The organism is Desulfobotulus sapovorans DSM 2055 (assembly GCF_059569355.1).
This window is the reverse complement of the sequence record NZ_JCANVJ010000001.1, coordinates 436,315-457,306: the sequence shown is the minus strand read 5'-3', so window position 1 is coordinate 457,306 and position 20,992 is coordinate 436,315. Positions and strand designations below refer to the sequence as shown.

Genomic DNA, 20,992 nt, shown 5'->3' with positions numbered 1-20,992 from the left:
AAAAATCTTTCTCCGGCGGATTTGCATGAAATTCAAAATGATGATGACACAAAGGGCTGAGGATGCCTTTGTGGGAATGGCATTATAATCATTTGACCCCGCCTTGCAAACCTTCCTTTGTCCCTTCCTTCCAGATCAGGGCGATGGCGCTTGCGGAAATCCCTTCTTTTCGTCCCACGGCATCCAGTCCCTCGGTGGTGGTGGCCTTGATGTTCACCCGATCCGGATCCAGGCCGAGGCTTGCGGCGATCTTGGCTTCCATGGCCTTTCTGTGGGGGCTCATTTTCGGGGCCTGGGCAAAAATGGTGGCGTCGATGTTCACCACAACAAAACCCTTCTCCCGCAGGCGCAGGCCCACCTCCCGGAGCAGACTGAGGCTGCATGCACCGGCAAAGGCAGGATCCGTATCGGGAAAATGCAGGCCGATATCTCCGAGGCCCGCAGCACCCAGAAGGGCGTCGCAGATAGCGTGGGTCAGAACATCGGCGTCAGAATGGCCAAGGAGGCCCAGAGGATGATCCAGGGTCAGGCCGCCGATGACAAGGGGGCGTCCGGGTACCAGGCGATGGGTATCGCTGCCCATTCCCGTACGCAAGTCCAGAGGATGCATGATCGTCTCCATGGGTTGGTAAGATAAAGCCTTCCTGTCACGAAAGATGCTTATATCCTTACTCCATGGGAGCGTAAAGGCGTAAAACTGAAAAGACTAGAAGAAAGATCAGGTAGAAATTAAGGATCGGGCTGAAACGAGGACCGGCTTAAGTGAAAAGCGAACAGTATCCGGGAAGTTCAAAAAAACGAGGTGATCAGTGTACGGTGTGGGTTTCAATCTGCATGGAAAATTCATGCTGCAAAAGAATCATAAGAAGATCAAGGGAAATGGCATCCATGATTTCAGCATGCCAGCCCATACGGCTTAAGGCCGCATTGATACCCGCCAGCGTAAAGGCTCCGCCATCCCGAACCAGTCCATACACATCCTTCACCAGACGGTGTACATCCCCTGGCTCAAGACCCTGCCCCAAGAGGCGTATGAAAAGTGTCGCGCAAATATCGGCAGAATTGGCAACTACGGAAGAAATGCTGGGCATAGGCGGCCTCCTTTCAAAAAAAATCCCTGTCTGAACACCATATTTCCATTTTCCCTGCTTCACCAGAAGGGGCTTCTGGCAAACCTGTTTTTCAGAGAGAATGAAACGCTGTTCCCGTAAAAAAACATATTCCGAAAACTGTTTTCCATATTTCAGAAGAACGCCAATATGTCCATAGGGAAAAACATTTATTTTCCCGGGAAGTCCTCCCGGTTTTGCACAAAAAACCGGGACATAGGAGAGCCTCCCATGGACGGCAATCCCTGCTGTCCCGGTCATGGGAGGGCACACCAAAGCAGAAAAAGAAAAATTATTCAATAATAAAGATTGAAAAGACGGTCAGTTGTGCTACACCACAAAAAATAATGGTTCATGACAAGCACCTTACCGGTTTCCTGAATCCCTGTTGCTCTCCTGTGCTTTGCCGGCGTTTCTGCGTATGTGATAATAACAGGGGAATGGGCGTGGAATCCGCAACCCGACGGGAGGCCCCTTGAAAGAGCAGATCCGCATCCTCATCATTGACGATCATCCCCTTTTCCGGGAAGGACTGAAGTCCATCATTGAACGGGAAAAACGCTTCCAGCTTGTGGGGGAAGCCGGTACGGGCCGGGAAGGCATCCGCATGGCCCATGATCTCAAACCGGATCTGGCCATTGTGGACATCTCCCTGCCCGACATCAACGGTATTCAGATTACCCGTGAACTCACCGCAGCCTCCCTCCCCCTTCGTATCCTCATTGTCTCCATGCATGCCAAAATCGACTACATCGCCGAAGCCTTCCAGGCGGGTGCCATCGGCTACATTGCCAAGGATTCGGCCTCGGATCGCCTGCTTCAGGGCATTGAAACCGCCATGCGGGGAGATTACTACCTGGACAGCGCCATTTCCCATCAGGTGGTGGAAAAACTCATGCAGTTTCCCGTGAAGGAAGCCAAGATCGCCGACACGGAATACGGATCCCTCACCCCCAGGGAGCAGGAAATCATGCGGCTTCTTGCCGAAGGACATGCCGCCAAAGACATTGCCGACCGTCTGTACATCAGTCCCAAGACCGTGGAAAATCACAGGGCCAACATCATGAAAAAACTCAACGTCCACTCCACCATGGAGCTGGTGCGCTATGCGGCACGGCTGGGGCTCATTGATGTGGATCTGTGGAAAGAATGAGACCCCTCAGCCCCCCGTACCTGTTCTGCCCCTTCTCTGCCCCGCCCCCCCTGCCCTCCTGTACCCAATCTCCTTACGGATTCCCACGTATCCAGTGTGGGAACACATGCTGAAACACTGTGGAAATCTGTAAAAACATTCTCCGTCATTGACAAAAAAATCTGCATATCCTTTTATTGTGATGATCCGGAAAAAAAATATGAAAATCTGAAGGCTTACCGAAAACAAACCCTGACGATGGAGGTTTACATGAAGGATTCCCGCATAAACCCAAAACACCGTTCAGCCCTCTCCGGTTTATTTCCCGCCCACTTTCTCCAGATGAAACTGAAATTTTCCGCAGTACACCTCACCATGATCCTGCTCCTGTGCCTCGCCGTCATAAACGCTTGCAGCTCGGAGCCGTCGGAGGATTCCACCATTTATATCGGGCCATCCGCCGATGGCAAGGCCGTCACCCTGATGAAATCTATGTTCCCCCATGTAATTGCCACGGAAAAGAACACTCCGTCCAATCCCGCCGCCCCCCTTCTGGTCTCATCCAGAGACATGGAAGAACCCCATATCCAGCGGGCATTGCAACAGGCCTATGAAGCCGGTCACCCCGTCAGCGTAACCGATGCGACCCGTACGGATGGGAAACGACTGGCACAAATACTGGGTATCCGAAACGGCCATGGATTTGAAATGCCGGATGATACCACCACCGTTCCTTTACTGGGATTCCAAAAAATCCGTGACGGACAGCGAACCCAGTACCACTGCCATGTGATGTACCCATCAATTCCCATGAATACGCCGCTGCAAAACGAAACCTTTTCAGCCAAAGAACCCCTTTCGGACTGGCTGAGAAAAATTCATACCCGCAGTGCCGATTCTCTCCGTGAGGAGGAAAAAGTCCGCCGATCCGCACTGTCGCAGGAGGCTTCCCTGGCGGACATGGCCAGTGCAACGGTCTTTAACAGCATTGTCCACTATGACAATTCCGACAGCGCCATCAGCTGGACAAATTTTCACTGGTCCCTCCGATCCTTTGACCAGAAAAAAGATTACTATCTGGTCAGCCAGGAGCTGCAATACTATTTAGGGAGTGGGGATCTTCCTTCCGGCTACCATTATACGGACTGGACCAACCTGGTGTATACTACCCCTCGCAATGTGAGCAACTTCGACTTTCTTTCCGTTTATCAACCAAGCCCCCAGTCCAGCGAGTCCGTCACCACCTACACCACCAGCACCAGCACCACCGTGGGCGGCACCGTCGGCATGGACGCCACCAACGGCCCAAACGCATCCCTCTCCACCTCCTACACCGTAGGCCATTCCAAATCTGTGACCGTCCCCTCCACCTTCATCACGTTTACGGCAATTCCCGGTGCAGCCGCTTTTGAATGGAAATATAAACTCAGTGACAATAAAACCTTTAAATATGGAAATGCTACCTACATCGTTGACAATGCCTGGATCTGGATTGTGGATTTTGATTATTATACGTCCTATCCTGGCGCTCCCCGAACTACCAATCCAAATCCGGTAGAACAGCTTGCCTACGGCTTCGCTTTGAAGATGGATACCATTAGGTCCAAGCACCATACCGAACGGATGCACGCATATCCCTGGCAGGATGTAGGTGTGGAAGGATCATCATATTATCTGCTGCCCCAGCCCTTTGACAGTTATACCCTTGAAGACCCGACGGTAACGGGTATTTCCCCTGCAACGGTCTCCGCCGGACAATCCTTTACCATCACGGGCACCCACCTGTACCCCGGACTGATATCGGGGGTGCTCATCGGCGGCACCCCTTTGTCTGCGGATAATTACACCACGGTTTCCAGCACCAGCATTGAGGTAATCGCCCCCCGCCAAAGCGGTACAGATCAGCCTGTGGTGGTCAAAACCGAAAAGGGAATGTCCAATTCGGATGTCACTCTGACAATCCAGTAACGGAAGAGAACAGGAAGAAAGGTCTGGATGGAAAAGCAAGGCACAGGGGAAAAATTACGGCGGAAGCTCATCGGCTTCACGGAAAAAACCGGTGAGATGCCATTCTTCATCGCTGTCCAGCGCAGTCTGGCCCTCACCCTGCCGCTGATCATGGTGGGGGCGCTGGCACTCATGGCGCGGGATTTTCCCCTGCCGCAGTACCAGCAGTGGATGCGTGCGGTCTGCGGCCCAGCGGGATGCGGCCTGCTTGACCGCTTCATCGACGGATCTTTCGGAGTTGCCGCACTGGCGGTGCTGTGCGCCTATGCGGGTGTGATGACAGGCCTGCACAACCAGCGTCATCCCGGACATTCCCTGAGCCCGGTCATGACCCTTGTCGTGGTGCTCTCATGTCACGCTGTGCTGACGGGAAATGAAACCGCCCTTCTGTCACTGGATCGGGGGCTTTTTCTCTCTCTGATCATCGCGGCGGCGGCAACCCGTCTTTACCTCTTCCTTGCGCTGCGCAGGAGCCTGCGCCTGCCGCTCACGGCGGTGGGGGGCGACCATGTCATCGGCGATGTGCTCGTCTTCATGCCCGCAGGCATCCTGACCCTGCTCACCTTTGGCCTGATCCGCCTGCTGCTTCCTCCGGATACAGCACTGATTTTTCAGGATCTGGTGGCCGGAGCCCTCACCAGGCCCGGTTATGACTACGGGCTGGGAATGGCGCTCCTGTATTCGGCCCTGTGCCAGATTTTCTGGTTTCTGGGCATCCACGGCCCCAACCTGCTCTTTCCCATCGAAGCGTCCTGGCTGCTGCCTGCCAGCGTGGCCAATACCGTCGCCAGCACCCTGGACGCTCCTGCCCTCCATATCTTCACCAAACCCTTTTTCGACGCCTTCACCCGCATGGGCGGATCCGGCAGCACCCTCTGTCTTGTGTTCGCCGTCTTCCTCGCCAGCAGCAACAAAAGCGACCGGAAACTCTGCGCCTTTGCCCTCTTTCCCGCCCTCTGCAACGTAAATGAGCCTCTCCTCTTCGGCCTTCCCCTCGTCTTCAATCCTGTCTACATGATTCCCTTTCTGCTCACCCCGGTCATGCAGACCCTCTCCGCATGGGCCGCGACCACCCTTGACCTTGTGCCGCACACCCTTGCCGGAATGAGCTGGACCACTCCTGTTTTTGTAAGTGGTATTACAGCTACAGGCTCCATCAAGGGAGCCCTCCTCCAGGCGGTGAATCTGGCCCTGGGGGTCGCCCTGTACCTGCCCTTTGTCCGGCTCTCCTGCCTTGTCCGGGAACGCCAGGCGCAACGGCTGCTACAGGGTCTCATGCACAGCCTCACCAGCCCGCTCCCCACATCCCATGGGCACAGGTGCCTGGATCGTCCTGGCGGGGAAGGCCGGCTTGCGAAAATGCTGGCCCACGACCTCGAGCAGGCGCTGGAGGAAAATACCCAGCTCTTTCTGGAATACCAGCCCCAGATGGACGCCGTCCGAAACCATGTCCATGGTGTTGAAGCCCTGCTGCGCTGGCGTCACCCCATCCACGGAATGATTCCGCCCCCGCTCACCGTCGCCCTCGCCGAGGACATCGGATGCGATGACAGGCTCACCTCCTTTGTCCTTGAGGAAGCCTGCGCCCAGCGCGCCGCATGGACAGGACAGGTTCCGGAGAACCTCCTCCTCTCGGTGAATGTCTCACCGCAGCAGCTCGCCTGTCCGCATCTGCCCCATAATCTCAGCCGTGTTCTGGATCAGACCGGCCTTTCCCCCCACCTGCTGGAACTGGAAATCACCGAATCCTCCGTGCTGGAGCTGAATGCCCCTACCGTCTCCGCCCTCCTTAAACTGCGTCAGATCGGCACACGCGTGGCCATTGATGACTTCGGCATGGGCCATACTTCCCTGCGCTATCTTCAGGAACTGCAGATCCACACCATCAAAATAGACCGCTCCCTCACCCTGAAATCCCAGGGAAGCGTCAACAGTGAAATCATCCGCAGCATGATGGGACTGGGAGAAAACCTTCATATCCTCACAGTGGTCGAGGGCGTGGAGGAACCGGAACAGCTGGCCCATTTTCTGGAACTGGGATGCCGTATCTTCCAGGGGTATCTGTTCAGCCGTCCCCTTTCCGGAGAAGCCTGCCTGCATTTCATCCGGAAGCACTATGCCGACAGAGCGCAATGATGGTCAGGCAGGAAAAGGGGACGACAGAACGGCTTAACAGGCGGGAAATCTGTTGCATACCCGCAGGGGAACAGAGCGGCGGAGCCAAAAAGATCCTCGGAATTTCCTTAAAAAACCTCTTTACACGAACCTTCCATCCTTACAAAAAGGGTCTGACCCCTTTTATTTTTTATATTGACACCTGCCTTAAATAGTGACACAGTCCAAACCTTTCGATACCAAGGATACTGAAGGCAGCTCAGACAATGGCGAGCCACCGCCCCGCATTGAAAACGTTTTGGTGTGGATGTCTGGTGTTGACTCACGGACATCCACGGGATCGATACAGCCTCTGTCCTGAAAAGGATTGCCAGATTTTAAAATCACTTAAAAGGGTAAATAAATGAACAAATTATTAAGTAAAATTATCATTCTTGTTGTACTTATATGTATTGGTCTGGTTGTTGTAAATAAATTTGATTTTTTTAATTTTGGCAGTATATTCAGCTTTTTTGAGAATAAAACAGAAATTGAGCATGGCCCAATTATCTTAGAAGCAATAAAAAAATCAGCAAAATTAGAAACCATTAACATGGTCTTACGAACGGACACCCGCGTACGGAAGCTGGATGGTTTATGCGACGAACAGGTGCAATATCTTGGAATCGCAACAGTGTCAGCTGGCATTGATCTCGATTTAATTAAAGACACAGACATTTCAGTTGAGGTTGACGAAAAAACTAAAACACCTCTTGTGAAAATAGCCTTGCCTCCAGCACAGATTCTTCACGCTGAGTTAGACATCCCTAACGGACAAGTCATTAAACACAGGGTTTTAGCGTTTCCATTTCTTTGTCGTTACGGTACCCAAATGGATCAGGCGATTCGAGAGGCCCAGGCCCAGGCGAAGTCATATGCAAAAAATACAGCACAAGTTCAGGGCATCATACAGCTGGCACAAGAGCATGCCCAAGAAGTGTTAAAAAGTTTATTGAAACCGCTTAACTATACAAATGTAGAGATAAGTTTTGGTGCCTACACGCCCGTTGTTTATTGATTTTTCTGATTATCACCCTTCTTCAGCTATCGTTCCCACGCTCCAGCGTGGGAACGATAGCTGAAGAAGGGTGATAATCAGATATTTTTAAGCTGCCAGATTCCTGCTCCACTCACAGGCTTCCAGATAAAGTCCCGGAATAATGGTTTCCGGAAGCTTTATGGCGGCAAGGGCCTTGGGAACCTGATCCCATTGACCCTTCTCATAGGCCTCGGCCAGACTGAGAAAGGGATAAAGGGGGCCGGACTTTTCCAGAAGGGCCTTTTCAATATCTTTTGAAAGGGAGATCTGACCAAGGATTTTTTCCATGGATTCATCAAGAAGGGCATCAAGCAGGGAAAACATGCCAAGGGTGAAAAGCTGGCTGGAAAGTCCGGGGGTTTCCGTTGCCGCTCCCATGCGCTCACAGAACCTTCCCCTGATGCAGGAGGCCTTCATCAGGGCCTCGGGCTTGTTGCTGCATATTTTAGTCATGGTAAGAATGGCGATGAAACGGCGGATTTCATCGGTTCCCAGCATCATCAGGGCATCGCGGATGGATGTTATTTCCCTTATGCGCTTAAAAAAGGCAGAGTTGATATAGCGTAAAAGGTCATAGGCAATGCCCACATCCCTGTGGATCAGGGCTTCAATGCGGTCAAAATTCATATCCGGCATGGCACTTTCCGCAGTGATCTGAAGGAGGTTGAGGTGTTGCCCCTGAATCTGACGGCCCCGGATGATTTCCGGTTTGCTGAAAAAATACCCCTGAAAAAGGGTAAATCCCATGGAGACCGCCATGTCAAACTGTTCATGGGTTTCCACCTTCTCCGCAAGGAAAACCGGTTTGACCTTTGTTTCTATTGCCATGCTTTCTTTAATTTTTGTAGGGGGTGTATTCTGAAAATTAATTTTGATGATGCGGGCAATTTCAGTCAGCTCTTTCCATTCCGGTGTATAGACAAAATGATCCAGAGCCAGCACATAGCCCTTGGCCGCTATTTCCCTGCATGCCTGAATGACTTCCGGCGTAGGTCTTACGGTTTCTACAATTTCCACCACAGTAACCTTTGGGGGCAGCATCAGGGGGACTCTTTCCAGTAGCAGATTTTCCGTGAAATTGATAAAGGCCCATTTGCCTTCGGTCAGGGTCTGCATGCCGATATCCATGAAGCTGTTGGCAATGAGCTGGTAGGAAGCCTGATCCCCGTCCATTTCGGGCATGGCATTGTTCATGCCGTTGCGGAAAAGCAGCTCAAAGGCCACAATCTGTTTTTGGGAATTGAATATGGGTTGTCTTGCAATAAAGGTTTCCATGGCTGCCTCGTCATAAAAGGGATCTTTTGTCCCGCTGTCTGAAAAAAAACTAAAAATCGGATATGGCTTCTGGCTGTAATCCCTAACCGCAGATATCATGCATTGTTGTCATATACCAGTTTGGGCATATAGCAGTATGGGTTCTTTTTGTCATCCTTAAAGCCTGCACCATGGGCCGGACAACCTGACCAGCAAGTTGTGGCTGCGTCAGGGGAATAATCCGATCTGCTTTTACTCTTTTACCCCCATGAGAATTCCCGATTCTGTGGGGCCTCTATAGGCCAGCCGACGGATCTCAGAAGCTCCTGCTTTTTCCAGCATTTTCCGGATTTCAGGCTCGGAATAGGATTGTCCGCCATCCGTTGCCACCAGCATATTGATACTGAAAAGAGCTGCAAAAAGCGGAGCCGTGCGCAGATCTTCAAGGATAAAATCATGGATGAAAATGCGGCCTCCGGGTTTTAAGGCTGCCATGGCCTTTACAACAAGCCTCTGGGCATCCTCGGGATTCTCCCCATGGAGAATGTGGGAAATCCATACGGCATCAAAGGCTCCCGGTTCCACCACACTGTCCGTATGGAAATTAAAATCCGTAAAGGCCATGCGCCCTTCAAGGCCATAGCGGGCAATGATTTTTTCCGCAAAGGGTCTTGTGGTGGGCAGATCATAGACATCTGCCGTAAGGTCTTTGTTTTCCATACAAAAATGGATGGCAAAAGTTCCCGGCCCTCCGCCAAAATCCAGAAGACGGCGGCATCCGGAAAGATCAAGGGCCTTTGCAACACCCGGTGCGGTGGCGGAAGCGCTGTTGAACATCCCCATGAGAAAACTTTCCCGCTCCGCTTCTTCCGTGACACCGTCAAGGCTGCTGTCAACGGGTTTTCCCGAAAGAACCGCCTCGGACATACGGTTCCAGGAATCCATAAGATAGTGATGGTGCAGAATCATGTAGCCCACATAGGCGGGGGCATCCTTCACCAGAAAAGCCTCCGCAGCCGGGGTGTTGGCATACAAAGTTTCCTTTTTTTCGAGAAGGCCCATGGCAGAAAGGGCATCCAGCAGGGCCACCACTCCCCTGAGATCCCCCTTCATGGCATGGCAGAGGTCTCTGGCACTTGCAGGGCCTCTGGACAGGAGGGTAAAAATTTCCAGCTTCACCCCCGTATGCAGGGTGCAGACCTGCCAGTAGGAGCCCGAAAGGCGCAGAAGACTGCCGGGATTCCAGGAAGATTCCGTCATGATGTTTTCCCTTTCTCCATTATTAAAAAAATTGCGGGAGGCCTTGCCTCAGGTTCCGCAAAAAGTCCGATGCACAAGCTCATGGGGCTGCGGTGAGTCAGCATACTTTTCAAAACCCGGCTGAAGGTCAAAGGGCCGGGACAGCACGGAGAGCAGCGTTTCAAAGGGCTGGAAGTCCCCCCTGTCCTCTGCGGCCCGGATAACTTCCTCCACCCTGTGGTTGCGGGGGATGAAGAGAGGATTCACCTTCCGCATGGCTGCGGCACGCTCAAGGCCATCGCCACCTTCGGCATCCAGCCGGTGCAGCCAGCCCCCAAGCCATGGGCCACAGGCCTCAGGCTCCCTGAAAAGGGCCGTGAACCCGGATACCCTTGCAGGGTCTTCTGCAATATCGCAGAGATTGCGAAAACTTAAGGTGAAATCGGCGCCCTGGGTATACATCAGCTTAAATAACGACTGGATGTGCTTTTCATCCCCTCCCCTTACCGTAAAAAACCCGAGTTTTTGCCTCATACCGGAAAGCCAGTGCCGCTGGAAGGCATCGGGAAAGGCCCAGAGAACGGCATTGGCCTGATCCACTTCTTCGTTAGAAAAAAGGGGCTGAAGACTTTCTGCAAAACGCAGCAGATTCCAGTGGGCCATCTGCGGCTGCTGTGCATAGGCGTATCGTCCTGCCTGATCAATGGCACTGAAAACCTTCATGGGATCATAGGCATCCATGAAGGCGCAGGGGCCAAAATCAATGGTTTCTCCGGAAAGGGCGCAGTTGTCCGTGTTCATCACCCCGTGGATGAACCCCACCTGCATCCATGCCGCCACAAGGCTGGCCTGCCGCTCCATCACAGCCCGCAGCAGACCGACAGGCCCTTCCTTTTCCATCGTCATCTCCGGAAAATTGCGGTTCATTGTATACTCCGCCAGAATCCGAAGGGCTTTGTGATCCTGTTTTGCCGCAAAAAATTCAAAGGTTCCCACACGGATATGGCTCAACGCCACACGGGTCAGCACAGCACCGGGAAATCTTTTTTCCCGAAACACCTCTTCTCCGGTCAGTACCACAGCCAGAGACCGGGTGGCAGGAATGCCTAAGGCCTGCATGGCTTCCCCAAGAATATACTCCCGCAGCACAGGTCCCAGAGCGGCCCTGCCATCTCCATTGCGTGAAAAGGGGGTTGGGCCGGAACCCTTCAGCTGTATATCCCGGCGCACCCCGCCTCTGTCCACAATCTCCCCCAGCAGAATGGCCCGGCCATCCCCAAGCTGAGGCACAAAATGACCGAACTGGTGGCCTGCATAGGCCATGGCCAGAGGCCTGGCACCTTCAGGTACCCGGTTGCCTGAAAGAATCTCTTCCCAGACGTCAGGAGGAAACATCTCCCAGCGCAGCCCCAGATTCTCCAGAAGCTCCCGGTTTATTTTCACAAGCAGAGGCTTTTTCACCGGCACCGGATGCTGGAAACCATAAAAACGGGAAGGCAGACGGGCATAGCTGTTGTCAAAGGGAATGGCTGAATCCATGGGAAAGCTCCTGAGCCTCTGTAAGCCCGTTAAACTGCAATTTCAGGAAAGAAAGGAGGCAAGGCGTTCTCTGATGATCCTTTCAGCATCTTCCACAATGCGACGGATCAGTTCCTCCACAGAAGGCACATCGCGGATCAGCCCCGCCACAGGGCTTGCACCCCAGACACCGCCGTTGACATCCCCGTCCTTCAGGGCCTGTTCTCCCCTTTTTCCCGCAACAAGGGGGGCCAGCTCCTCTATGGTTGCCCCGCCCCGCTTTTCCAGCGCCACAATCTCATCGGCGAGGGTGTTTTTATAAATCCTTGCCGTATTGTGCAGGGTTCTGAAGATCAGTGCGGTCTGCCGTTCATCGGCATCCACAAGGGCCTGTTTGATGTTGGCGTGCACAGGTGCTTCCCTGGTTGCCACAAAGCGGGTGCCCATATTGATCCCGTCCGCCCCCAGTGCCAGTGCTGCCGCCAGTCCCCGGCCATCGGCAAATCCGCCGGAGGCAAGGATGGGAATATCAAGGCTGTCTGCGGCCAGAGGCAGGAGGATCAGGCCCGGAATATCGTCTTCTCCGGGATGGCCTGCGCACTCAAACCCATCCACGCTGACAATATCACAGCCCATTTTCTGCGCCTTCAGGGCATGGCGTACAGAAGTGCATTTATGAATCACCGTGATTCCGGCCTCTTTAAAGAGAGGCAGAAACTCCTCCGGGCTTCTGCCTGCGGTTTCCACAATTTTTACCCCCTTTTCCACAATCATGCGGGCATACGCCATATAGGGTACGGGCTTGAGGGTGGGCAGAAGGGTGAGATTCACGCCAAAAGGCTGATCCGTAAGGGAAAAAAGCCTGTCAATCTCATGGCCAAGGGCCTCAGGCTCGGGAGAAATCAGGGCCGTAAGGATACCGAGACCTCCAGCATTGGATACCGCCGCTGCAAGGTCTGCCGTTCCCACCCACTGCATACCGCCCTGCACAATGGGATGGCGGATACCCAGTTTTTCCGTAATCCGTGTTTTCATCGTTCTTCTCCGCGAAAAGGTTCAGGATTCAGCCGCCCCCCCCTGAGGGGTACGGCAGCAACATGGCTCAGAAAAGCCTTTTTCCGGCTTCACGCACCAGCACATCCGTAAAGTCCCTCAACAGAGAGGAACCGATATCCCAGCAGTGCCAGAACAGGGGAACATCCATGGGCATATCCGCTACCAGTTCCACCAGAGAACCGGAGGTGAGAAAGCTGCGGCTCTGGAGGTCCGGCACCATGCCGCAGCCCAGCCCGAGAAGGATAAAGTTCAGAAAGCTTGTGGCAGAAGGAATATAGTGCACAGGGGGATGAACACAAGAACCCCTTACCTGATTAAAAAAACGATCCTGCAACCGGTCTTTCCGGTTAAAAACCAGCACCGGTGCTTCAAGATCCCGCAAATCTTCCAGCCCCGACGGCAGCCAGCGGGCCATGTAGGCCGGTGAGGCCAGCATCCGGTAGCGCATACTGCCAAGGGGATAGATGCGGCATCCCTGAACGGCCCTGTCCCTGCTTGTAATGCATCCCATGACCTCCCCGTCCTGAAGCAGACGATGGGTCACATCCTGATCATCCGTCCTGAGATCCAGCAGGATATTGCGGGAAAGCAGAAATTCCTGCACCGCCTCAGGAAACCATGTGACAAGGCTGTCGGCATTCAGCCCCACCTTCAGGCTGCGGTAAGCCCCCGGCCCTTCAGGCAGCAGAGCATCTTCCAGATCTGCCTCCAGAGAGGCCACCTGCCGGTAATGTTTCAGAAGCCGTACCCCCGGCTCCGTTGCCCGGGGCGGACTGCTCCGTACCAGCAGCACCTGCCCCGTCTGACTTTCAAGCAATTTAATCCGCTGGGACACCGCAGACTGGGTGATGTGCAGCGCCTGTGCCGCCCGTTCAAACCCGCCCTCTTCCACCACGGATGCCAGTGCTTCCAGCAGTTTATAATCCAGCATATCCGGCAGCCCCCTCTCTCTTCCACCACCCTCTTCCAGCCCTCTCAAACCCCATTCATAATACATTTTTATGGATCATCAGAATAATGAATTTTCCTTTTAATGCCTCTGAAGCTAAAGGCTGAAGAAAAAAGGCCGCCGCAGCCCGGTACCCTTACAAACACCCGCCCGGCCGGGCAGACACGGTGCAGAAAAAGAAAACCTGAAAGGAAAAAACCATGCTGGCATCTGCTTTTTACGGATTTTCCGTATGTCTTGGACTGATCGTTGCCATTGGTGCCCAGAACGCCTTTGTGCTGAGCAATGGCATCAGAAACAACCGCCCCCTTCTCATTGCCCTGATCTGCATTCTCTGCGACAGCCTGCTCATCGGCATCGGTGTCGCGGGACTGGGAAGTCTCCTTGTCTCCAGACCGGACTTTGTCCGTTGGGCCACATGGGGCGGGGCTGTTTTTCTCATGGTCTACGGCTTCCGGGCCTTCTGCGCCTCCATCAAAGGCGGGGCTGGGCTGGAAACCCCATACAACGGAAACCTTACGGCCTCTTCACTTATTCTCGCCACCCTTGGCGTCACCCTCCTCAATCCCCATACCTACCTGGATACCATTGTGCTGATGGGCGGGCTTTCCGCTCCCTACATGGGAACAGAAAGGCTGGGATTCTGGCTGGGTGCGGTAACAGCCTCCACGGTCTGGTTCATTACCCTGACCCTTGGAGCCCGCAGGCTGGCTCCTTTTTTCAAAAAAGCCGCCGCATGGCGCATACTGGATGCGGGGGTATGTGTCATCATGTGGGGCATTGCTGCCGCTCTGGTGCAGCAGGCCCGGGCCCTCTGAAAAAAACGGACTCCCTCCCTGCCACACAGCCCCTGACAATACCTGCGGAAACTGCTGGAAGGTCAGGGAGACAGGCTTTCCTGTACTGTTTAAAAAAACTGAATCCCCGATACCTTTAAAAGAACAGAAACCTCAAAATCTCTGTTCCTTCCCCCGGTTCCGTATTCCAGCATTTCCTCTCTCCGACGCCGGCATTCTGAAAACCGGAAAACGCCACACAACAGCACGGCTGTCACTCCTCCAGAGCGCACACCTGCTCTTTCCAATCATAGGAAAAGGCCTGAACACTGCCTGCGGGTTGTCCGGAAGCTTCCGCTATGCGTCCCAGCATCCCTTTGAAAATCAGATGATGGAAAGGCAGCAGGGTATACCAGTACGCAATGCCCAGCAACCCTTTGGGCAGAAAGCGGGACATCTGCTGCAATTCACAATGGCCATCCCCCAGATCCTTCATGCGGAATTCCAGCAGGGCTTCGCCGGGAAGACGCATCTCCGCCAGAAGCAGCAGCCGTTCACAGGGTTTCACATCCAGCACCCGCCAGAAATCTAAGGCATCCCCCACCAGAAGCTCCTCGGGATGTCTGCGCCCCCGTCGCAGGCCCACGCCCCCTGTGATCTGATCCCAGCGTCCCCGGATGCGCCAGAGCAGATCCCCGTAATACCAGCCATTTTTACCGCCGATGGACGCCACCTTCTGCCAGATGTTTTCTGGATTTCCCCGGATTTTCACCTTGTAGCAGCAGTCCAGAATGGTGCCGCCGCTGTAGGAGGGATCCGTACACTGCACCCATTCCGGCGGAAGGAGCTTTCCCGCATCGGACCAGCGGGTTTCCACCTCTTCCTGGGCCACCTTGCGGATGGCCTCGCGGATGGCTTCCCTGCAGGAGAGAAGCTTCTGGGGAATCAGCCCGGCAATGCGCATATCCCCGCAGACCACCGGATTTCGAAGACCCTCCGCAAGGGGCTTGGCAATCCCTGCGGGAAGGGGACAGACCAGATACACCCAGAAGGCTGAAAGCCCCGGCGTCTGAAAAGGCACCGGGATAATCAGCCGTTTTTTCAATCCGGCCTCTTCCGCATAGAGCTGCATCAGATTCTGATAGCTCAGAATGTCCGGGCCGCCGATGTCAAAGGTCTCTCCGGCCATGTCCGGATGCACCATGGCCCCCACGAGATACTCCAGGGTATTGCGGATGCCGATGGGCTGGCAGGAGGTTCGTATCCACCTTGGGGTCAGCATAAAAGGCAGACGGTCCACCAGATAGCGCAGGATTTCAAAGGAGGCACTGCCCGAACCCAGCACCATGGCCGCCCGGAGAACGGTGACCGGCGTTTTCCCGGAAGCCAGTATCCTTGCAACGGCATGTCGGCTTTTCAGGTGGGAGCTGAGATGGGGATCTTTTTCATCCCCAAGGCCACTCAAATAGACGATCCGTTCCAGACCGGCTTTTTCCGCAGCCTGCACCATGTTCTTTGCCGTTTTTTCTTCCCTTGCCGCAAAACCGCCCCCATCGCCCTCCATGGAATGCACCAGATACCAGGCACCGCCACAGCCTTCGGCAGCCTTTTCCAGAGCGGGGCCATCCATGAGGTCACAGGCCAAAAGCTCCACATTGGGGTGCCTGCTCCAGGGCCGTGCATGCATTTTTCTCAAAGACCGGGAAAGGGCCCGGACTTTAAATCCTCTGGACAGCAGAAGGGGAACGAGCCGCCCCCCGATGTACCCTGTCGCCCCCGTAACCAGCAGGGGTTTTTCCGGAATTTCAAAATCCATGGTTCCTCCTTTCATGAACAGCATCCCTGACAGGACATCCCTTCAAAAGAGGGGATATCAGAATATCTTCCAGCCCGGAGTTCAACAGTGAACAACCTGATGGTTACCCGACGCAGCCTTGCAGTCCCAGGTTTTGCCCTTGATTCCATGCCATTTCCCTGGGACAGGAAAACAGGTGTAAGATCTACCTTTACAGCATTGGGCCGCGCATTACCACACTGGCTGAAGCAAGGCGGGAGTCAGATTTTTTGAAAACCTCCTTATTTTTAAGGTCAGGCCTTTTCTGTCCGGGCCGATGAGAAGAACAGCACAATGAAAGCGGGCTCTTTTCATAACAAATATTTTATGCTTTAAAGTGGGAATCTTCTTCCGCAGCCAGAGGCGGATCGTCCCCAGCAACCAATCCTGTGCGCCGTTCTTCTCCTTCCCCTTTCAAGGATTAAACGCATGAAAGAAAGCCTGAAAACAAAAGAGGATCATGTCAGGGCACTGCTTGCCGCCGGACGGACAGAAGATGCCATGAACCTTCTCTTCACTCTGGTGAAAGCCTGTGCCGCAGCCCGCAAATTTGACCATGCGGAGAGACTGCATCAGCAGATGATGGAGGTGGACGCCATGGCCATCCACCTCGTTATCGCGGCTGCCGAAATCATCGAAGAAGAAAAAAACAAGGCCATTGACAGTTACCATCTGGATCGGTGGAAAAACTGGTATACCCGGTTAAGCCAGGAAGAACGAAGTGCTTTCTTTTTTGCCACCCAGCCCTTCACCTTTTCTCCCGGCAATGTGCTGTTTCAGAAAGGAAGGGAAAACAATACCCTGTTTTTTATTGATCAGGGTGCCCTGAATCTGATTTCCACATCCGATACCGGTCAGGACGTTGTGCTGCGCCGCATCGGGCCGGGGAACCTTGCAGGGGAAGAGAGCTTCTATAAAAGCAGCGTCTGCACCACCTCCCTTGTAGCCCTGATGGCAGGCGAAGGCCGAAAACTGACACGGGAAGCCCTGCTGCCGCTGAATGAGACGCTGCCGGGACTGGAACCCAAACTCCGGGACTTCTGCATGTCCGGCCAGTCGGAAAGCGAAGTGCTGCGGGCAAAGGGCATCAACCGAAGAAGTCATAAACGCATCCCCGTTCAGGGAGCGATTGTGTTTCAGGTGCTTTCGGGAGAAAGCACGAACACGGCCAGGGGGCGTATGGCAGACATTTCCGCAGGGGGACTCTCGTTTTATGTCAAAACTGCCAATGGCAAGGGTATCCGTCAGCTTCTGGGCCGTCAGCTGGGAATGAAATTTCTGCTGCCCAATGTCACCAATCCCCATCCCATGGTCTGCAAAGGCCTTGTCACCGGTGTGCTCTGCCACATGGACAATGAATATTCCGTGCATGTGAAGTTTGATAAGATTCTGGATCCCAGAAATTTTACCTGATTCACATAAAGACGCCCAGCGCTTCAGCACCATCCTTCTCATGTTCCAGCGCGGGAACGATGGATTTCATGCTGTAAAGGTAAATTTTACGCCTGCTCTCACACCTCAGGGAAAATTCATGGAGGCAGACAAATACCTGAGACGGCATGGCTGAGTCAGGGTAGCAATCAAAATAAAAAATCCGTACTTCTTTAAAAACAACACCTTAAAAAAAAAGTTTCGGGTCATATTTTTTTTCATTGACAGTTAAAGGCCTAGCCCGTATAAGTTGCCTCGTTCTGCTGCGAAGCGGAACGTTGCTCCCCAGTAGCTCAGTCGGCAGAGCAAGTGGCTGTTAACCACTGGGTCCGCGGTTCAAATCCGTGCTGGGGAGCCAAACAGTATATCCCTGCACACTACGGTGTGCAGTTGGTTTTTATAACGCCCCCTGCCGTAACCCGGCAGGGGGTTTTGCTTTTCTATTCCACCATCCCCCTATCTGTTCTCCAGTCTGCGCCTTCTTTCCTCCCCCCAAAAAAAACTTGCCACGAATAATAAAATCTGCCTATTTTCACATTCATCATGTCCATATTCAAAGATACAGATCGTTTTCCTTATCCCCAACAAAGGAGACCGGCCATGCCCCCCTCCCAAACCACCCTCTGGGGTCACCCCAAGGGACTCTACATCCTTTTTTTTACTGAAATGTGGGAACGCTTTTCGTATTATGGCATGCGAACCCTCCTGGTCTATTACATGATCAAACACCTTATGTTCACCCATGGTCATGCCTCCCAGGTTTACGGGCTTTACACGGGCCTCGTCTATCTCACCCCTGTTTTCGGTGGCATGCTGGCGGACAGGGTGCTGGGCCAGCGCAAAACCGTCATCATCGGCGGTGTGCTGATGGCCATCGGCCACCTCATCATGGCCCACGACGCCCTCTTCTACCCTGCCCTGGCCCTGCTGATTCTGGGGAACGGAGCCTTTAAACCCAATATTTCCACCCAGGTGGGGCACCTCTATCCTCCGGGGGATCCCCGCCGGGACCGGGCTTTCAGTATCTTTTATGTGGGGATCAACCTCGGTGCCTTCATGGCGCCCCTGGTCTGCGGTACCCTGGGAGAGCTGTACGGCTGGCACTACGGCTTCGGTGCGGCGGGCGTCGGTATGGTCATCGGTCTGGTAATCTATATCCGGGGACAACGCTGGCTGGCTCCGGACAGCATCCGGCAGGAAACAACAGATGGAACGGCAGCACTTCCCCTGGAATCCAGTGACAATGACAAAAGTCGCCTGATCGGACTTGGGGCCATCTGTCTTGTGGTGATTCTCTTCTGGGCCGCCTTTGAACAGCAGGGCAACACCATCGCCCTCTGGGTGGATGAAGACACGGATCGCCACCTTTTCGGATGGGAAATTCCCGCGACATGGTTCCAGTCCATGAACCCTTTTTTCATTTTCATGTTCACCCCCCTCATCACAAGCTTCTGGGCCTGGCAGTCCCGCAATGGGAAAGAACCCTCCTCTCCTGCCAAAATGACCATTGGCTGCTTTCTTCTGGCCCTTTCCTTTCTTCTCCTTGTCTATCCTGCCGGGCACTATGACACCGATGGCGTCCGGGTCAGCATGCTCTGGCTTCTGGGCTTTAACGCCGTCCTCACCCTGGCCGAACTCTACCTTTCCCCCGTAGGTCTCTCCCTTGTCACCAAGCTTGCGCCCCTGCGCATGGTGTCCATGCTCATGGGTGTCTGGTTCCTTGCCCAGTTTGTGGGCAATTACATGGCAGGCTATCTCGGGCATTTCTGGGATATCTGCTCCCGGCAGTCTTTTTTTCTCCTGGTCGCCGCCGCAGCTGGCCTTGCGGGCTGTATCCTTCTTCTTCTCCTGAAACGCCTGAAGCGGGTCATGGATCACTCCTGACATGAAAAATCCCCATTTTCCCCAACACCCCGGCATTCCATGGCATAAAACCTGCTTTGGTACTTTCTGCAAAGCGCGGCTCGAAATCTGCCGCACCTTTTTCCCTCAGACAAAGGAGACAAAAATGCAAAACAGACCCTTATTTTTCCCATCTTACCTGGCAGGCATGTTCCTCCTGCTTCTGTCAGGAACCCTTCTCATGGGCTGTAACAGCAGTACGCCAGCCTCACTGCCCATCAAAGATGTTGAGGTTAAGCCTTACGAAGAGGCTTCGTTCACGGATAGCGACACGTTCAAGACAGAGATTGACACTGCCATGCGAACGGCCCTGGCCCATGAGAACACCCTGAGCACGGCACTTGGCGGTTACGGAACCATAGAGGACATGCCAACTAAAATGGTGGAAGATGCCAACAATCTTGGCACCCCCATCAATATTCTGGATCTCTTCTCAAAAATTTATGAAGCCTTTGCCTGGAAATATAAATATGGATGGAGTGCTTCCAAGGTAACTTACACCTGGAAAGCGGATGGTCGCATGGAAAGTGGTCTTCTTGTGGAGCCCACGGCTGTTTTCCATAGTAAATATCCCATGCTGGTCTTTCTGCATCCGACCCAGACCTTAAGAAAATATTCACCTTCAAAAAACAACAACAGTGATGACCAGCTTACCACCCAGCTTGCCAAATTTGCCATGGCACCCCTCGGGTATATTGTGGTGGCGCCGGATTACCCCGGCCTCGGTGATAATACGGATACCCATCCCTACTGTCTCACCACTCTGGCCAATTCCGCCATTGGCATGATTCGCGCGGTGAGCACCCTGAAAACCCGCTGGGATGGCCGTATCTTTATTATGGGCTATTCCGAGGGGGGCTATGCCACCCTGGTCACGGCAAAGGAAATTGAAACCAAACACCCGGATCTGAACCTTGTGGCAGCAGCGGCCCTGGACGGCCCCCACTCCCTTTCCGATACCATGCATGACCTGATGCTGGATGCCGGTGCGGATTATGCCACCCCCTATTTCCTTCCCTATGTGGTGGCAGGTTATGGCAAGGCCTATCCCAATGTACCGGAACTGCAATTTGAAAATGCCATTGCAGAAGACGTAAGAACCCTGCTGCTGAAGATGATGGACGGAGAATCCACCGGCGGTGAGATCAGCGACATCATGAAGCGGGTTGATCCGTATACGGGGCCTTCAAGTGTGCTGACCCAGGGAACCCTCATGGCCCTGCGCAACCAGGAAAGTGAGGTCAGCAAAAAATTCAAGGAAAACGACGCCTATGCAGGATGGACACCCTCTGCCCATCTGCTTTTAAGCCACAACGTCTATGATGATTCCGTACCCGTGGGGAACACGCAGAACGCGGTCAAGGCCTGGAATGGCCTCACCAACGTTAAGGCCGACTATTTCCTGGATTATGTACCCAAGCTGGGAACAGTTCATGCGGGCGCCCTCCCCTTCGCCTACCTGCGCGGCCTCGCCTGGATCAATGAGCAGGCGGGGAAATAAAAGAACTGTCAGGTGATCATGCAAGGGCCTTCAGCAAGTCATGGTCACCTGACATTCTTCAGAGACGTCCCGATCTGTGCCCTCTGATCTC

16 protein-coding genes and 1 tRNA gene are annotated in these 20,992 nt (G+C 53.7%); 9 read left to right on the top strand and 8 right to left on the bottom strand.

All coding sequences use genetic code 11. The features are described from left to right. Positions 1–88: 88 nt before the first annotated feature. Entirely contained in the window at positions 89–610 is a 522-nt protein-coding gene (gene ispF, locus BR04_RS01860) for a 2-C-methyl-D-erythritol 2,4-cyclodiphosphate synthase (protein WP_496354277.1), read from the bottom strand. Between the two features lie 196 nt (positions 611–806). After that, positions 807–1,091 carry a hypothetical protein gene (locus tag BR04_RS01855; protein ID WP_496354276.1) on the bottom strand — a complete coding sequence of 95 codons (285 nt, stop codon included), beginning with the start codon at positions 1,089–1,091 and terminating at the stop codon, positions 807–809. Positions 1,092–1,584: 493 nt separating this feature from the next. Between BR04_RS01855 and BR04_RS01850 the strand changes: the two genes are divergently transcribed. The 4 genes from BR04_RS01850 to BR04_RS01835 all read left to right on the top strand — a co-directional run bounded on the left by BR04_RS01850 (position 1,585) and on the right by BR04_RS01835 (position 7,420). Next, positions 1,585–2,262, top strand: coding sequence for a response regulator (locus BR04_RS01850; RefSeq protein ID WP_496354275.1), 678 nt, complete (start codon positions 1,585–1,587; stop codon positions 2,260–2,262). Positions 2,263–2,511: 249 nt separating this feature from the next. Further along, positions 2,512–4,209 carry an IPT/TIG domain-containing protein gene (locus tag BR04_RS01845; RefSeq protein WP_496354274.1) on the top strand — a complete coding sequence of 566 codons (1,698 nt, stop codon included), beginning with the start codon at positions 2,512–2,514 and terminating at the stop codon, positions 4,207–4,209. Between the two features lie 27 nt (positions 4,210–4,236). Next, positions 4,237–6,384, top strand: a complete 2,148-nt coding sequence (locus BR04_RS01840; protein ID WP_496354273.1) for a PTS sugar transporter subunit IIC/EAL domain-containing protein — start codon at positions 4,237–4,239, stop codon at positions 6,382–6,384. Positions 6,385–6,766: 382 nt separating this feature from the next. Continuing rightward, positions 6,767–7,420, top strand: coding sequence for a DUF4230 domain-containing protein (locus tag BR04_RS01835; protein WP_496354272.1), 654 nt, complete (start codon positions 6,767–6,769; stop codon positions 7,418–7,420). A gap of 87 nt (positions 7,421–7,507) precedes the next feature. On the opposite strand, the gene BR04_RS01830 is transcribed toward BR04_RS01835, so the two are convergent. The 5 genes from BR04_RS01830 to BR04_RS01810 all read right to left on the bottom strand — a co-directional run bounded on the left by BR04_RS01830 (position 7,508) and on the right by BR04_RS01810 (position 13,439). After that, positions 7,508–8,716 carry an EAL and HDOD domain-containing protein gene (locus BR04_RS01830; protein WP_496354271.1) on the bottom strand — a complete coding sequence of 403 codons (1,209 nt, stop codon included), beginning with the start codon at positions 8,714–8,716 and terminating at the stop codon, positions 7,508–7,510. Between the two features lie 231 nt (positions 8,717–8,947). Beyond that, positions 8,948–9,955, bottom strand: coding sequence for a methyltransferase (locus BR04_RS01825; protein ID WP_496354270.1), 1,008 nt, complete (start codon positions 9,953–9,955; stop codon positions 8,948–8,950). A 48-nt stretch (positions 9,956–10,003) separates the two neighbouring features. Beyond that, positions 10,004–11,473, bottom strand: coding sequence for a protein adenylyltransferase SelO (locus BR04_RS01820; RefSeq protein WP_496354269.1), 1,470 nt, complete (start codon positions 11,471–11,473; stop codon positions 10,004–10,006). Positions 11,474–11,515: 42 nt separating this feature from the next. After that, positions 11,516–12,487 (bottom strand): NAD(P)H-dependent flavin oxidoreductase, encoded by a 972-nt coding sequence (locus tag BR04_RS01815; RefSeq protein ID WP_496354268.1) that lies wholly within the window; start codon positions 12,485–12,487, stop codon positions 11,516–11,518. A 67-nt stretch (positions 12,488–12,554) separates the two neighbouring features. After that, a complete protein-coding gene (locus BR04_RS01810) occupies positions 12,555–13,439 on the bottom strand; it encodes a LysR family transcriptional regulator ArgP (RefSeq protein WP_496354267.1) in 885 nt (294 codons plus the stop codon). 218 nt (positions 13,440–13,657) lie between these two features. On the opposite strand from BR04_RS01810, the gene BR04_RS01805 reads away from it, so the two are divergent. After that, positions 13,658–14,275 carry a LysE/ArgO family amino acid transporter gene (locus BR04_RS01805; RefSeq protein WP_496354266.1) on the top strand — a complete coding sequence of 206 codons (618 nt, stop codon included), beginning with the start codon at positions 13,658–13,660 and terminating at the stop codon, positions 14,273–14,275. Between the two features lie 232 nt (positions 14,276–14,507). Here the strand turns inward: BR04_RS01805 and BR04_RS01800 are convergent, their stop codons facing one another. Continuing rightward, entirely contained in the window at positions 14,508–16,049 is a 1,542-nt protein-coding gene (locus tag BR04_RS01800) for an SDR family oxidoreductase (RefSeq protein WP_496354265.1), read from the bottom strand. Positions 16,050–16,496: 447 nt separating this feature from the next. Between BR04_RS01800 and BR04_RS01795 the strand changes: the two genes are divergently transcribed. The 4 genes from BR04_RS01795 to BR04_RS01780 all read left to right on the top strand — a co-directional run bounded on the left by BR04_RS01795 (position 16,497) and on the right by BR04_RS01780 (position 20,901). Continuing rightward, positions 16,497–17,480: a cyclic nucleotide-binding domain-containing protein gene (locus BR04_RS01795; protein ID WP_496354264.1), complete on the top strand. Its 984-nt coding sequence runs from the start codon at positions 16,497–16,499 to the stop codon at positions 17,478–17,480. A 300-nt stretch (positions 17,481–17,780) separates the two neighbouring features. Beyond that, positions 17,781–17,856: transfer RNA gene (locus BR04_RS01790), tRNA-Asn, on the top strand. Positions 17,857–18,098: 242 nt separating this feature from the next. Continuing rightward, positions 18,099–19,382, top strand: coding sequence for a peptide MFS transporter (locus BR04_RS01785; protein ID WP_496354263.1), 1,284 nt, complete (start codon positions 18,099–18,101; stop codon positions 19,380–19,382). 124 nt (positions 19,383–19,506) lie between these two features. Continuing rightward, positions 19,507–20,901 (top strand): alpha/beta hydrolase, encoded by a 1,395-nt coding sequence (locus tag BR04_RS01780; RefSeq protein WP_496354262.1) that lies wholly within the window; start codon positions 19,507–19,509, stop codon positions 20,899–20,901. Positions 20,902–20,992 lie beyond the last annotated feature (91 nt).

Coding starts and splice junctions, on each gene's coding strand:
- ispF (WP_496354277.1), bottom strand. CDS start 610: ATGCATCCTCTGGACTTGCGTACGGGAATGGGCAGCGATACCCATCGC.
- BR04_RS01855 (WP_496354276.1), bottom strand. CDS start 1,091: ATGCCCAGCATTTCTTCCGTAGTTGCCAATTCTGCCGATATTTGCGCG.
- BR04_RS01845 (WP_496354274.1), top strand. CDS start 2,512: ATGAAGGATTCCCGCATAAACCCAAAACACCGTTCAGCCCTCTCCGGT.
- BR04_RS01840 (WP_496354273.1), top strand. CDS start 4,237: ATGGAAAAGCAAGGCACAGGGGAAAAATTACGGCGGAAGCTCATCGGC.
- BR04_RS01835 (WP_496354272.1), top strand. CDS start 6,767: ATGAACAAATTATTAAGTAAAATTATCATTCTTGTTGTACTTATATGT.
- BR04_RS01830 (WP_496354271.1), bottom strand. CDS start 8,716: ATGGAAACCTTTATTGCAAGACAACCCATATTCAATTCCCAAAAACAG.
- BR04_RS01825 (WP_496354270.1), bottom strand. CDS start 9,955: ATGACGGAATCTTCCTGGAATCCCGGCAGTCTTCTGCGCCTTTCGGGC.
- BR04_RS01820 (WP_496354269.1), bottom strand. CDS start 11,473: ATGGATTCAGCCATTCCCTTTGACAACAGCTATGCCCGTCTGCCTTCC.
- BR04_RS01815 (WP_496354268.1), bottom strand. CDS start 12,487: ATGAAAACACGGATTACGGAAAAACTGGGTATCCGCCATCCCATTGTG.
- BR04_RS01810 (WP_496354267.1), bottom strand. CDS start 13,439: ATGCTGGATTATAAACTGCTGGAAGCACTGGCATCCGTGGTGGAAGAG.
- BR04_RS01805 (WP_496354266.1), top strand. CDS start 13,658: ATGCTGGCATCTGCTTTTTACGGATTTTCCGTATGTCTTGGACTGATC.
- BR04_RS01800 (WP_496354265.1), bottom strand. CDS start 16,049: ATGGATTTTGAAATTCCGGAAAAACCCCTGCTGGTTACGGGGGCGACA.
- BR04_RS01795 (WP_496354264.1), top strand. CDS start 16,497: ATGAAAGAAAGCCTGAAAACAAAAGAGGATCATGTCAGGGCACTGCTT.
- BR04_RS01785 (WP_496354263.1), top strand. CDS start 18,099: ATGCCCCCCTCCCAAACCACCCTCTGGGGTCACCCCAAGGGACTCTAC.
- BR04_RS01780 (WP_496354262.1), top strand. CDS start 19,507: ATGCAAAACAGACCCTTATTTTTCCCATCTTACCTGGCAGGCATGTTC.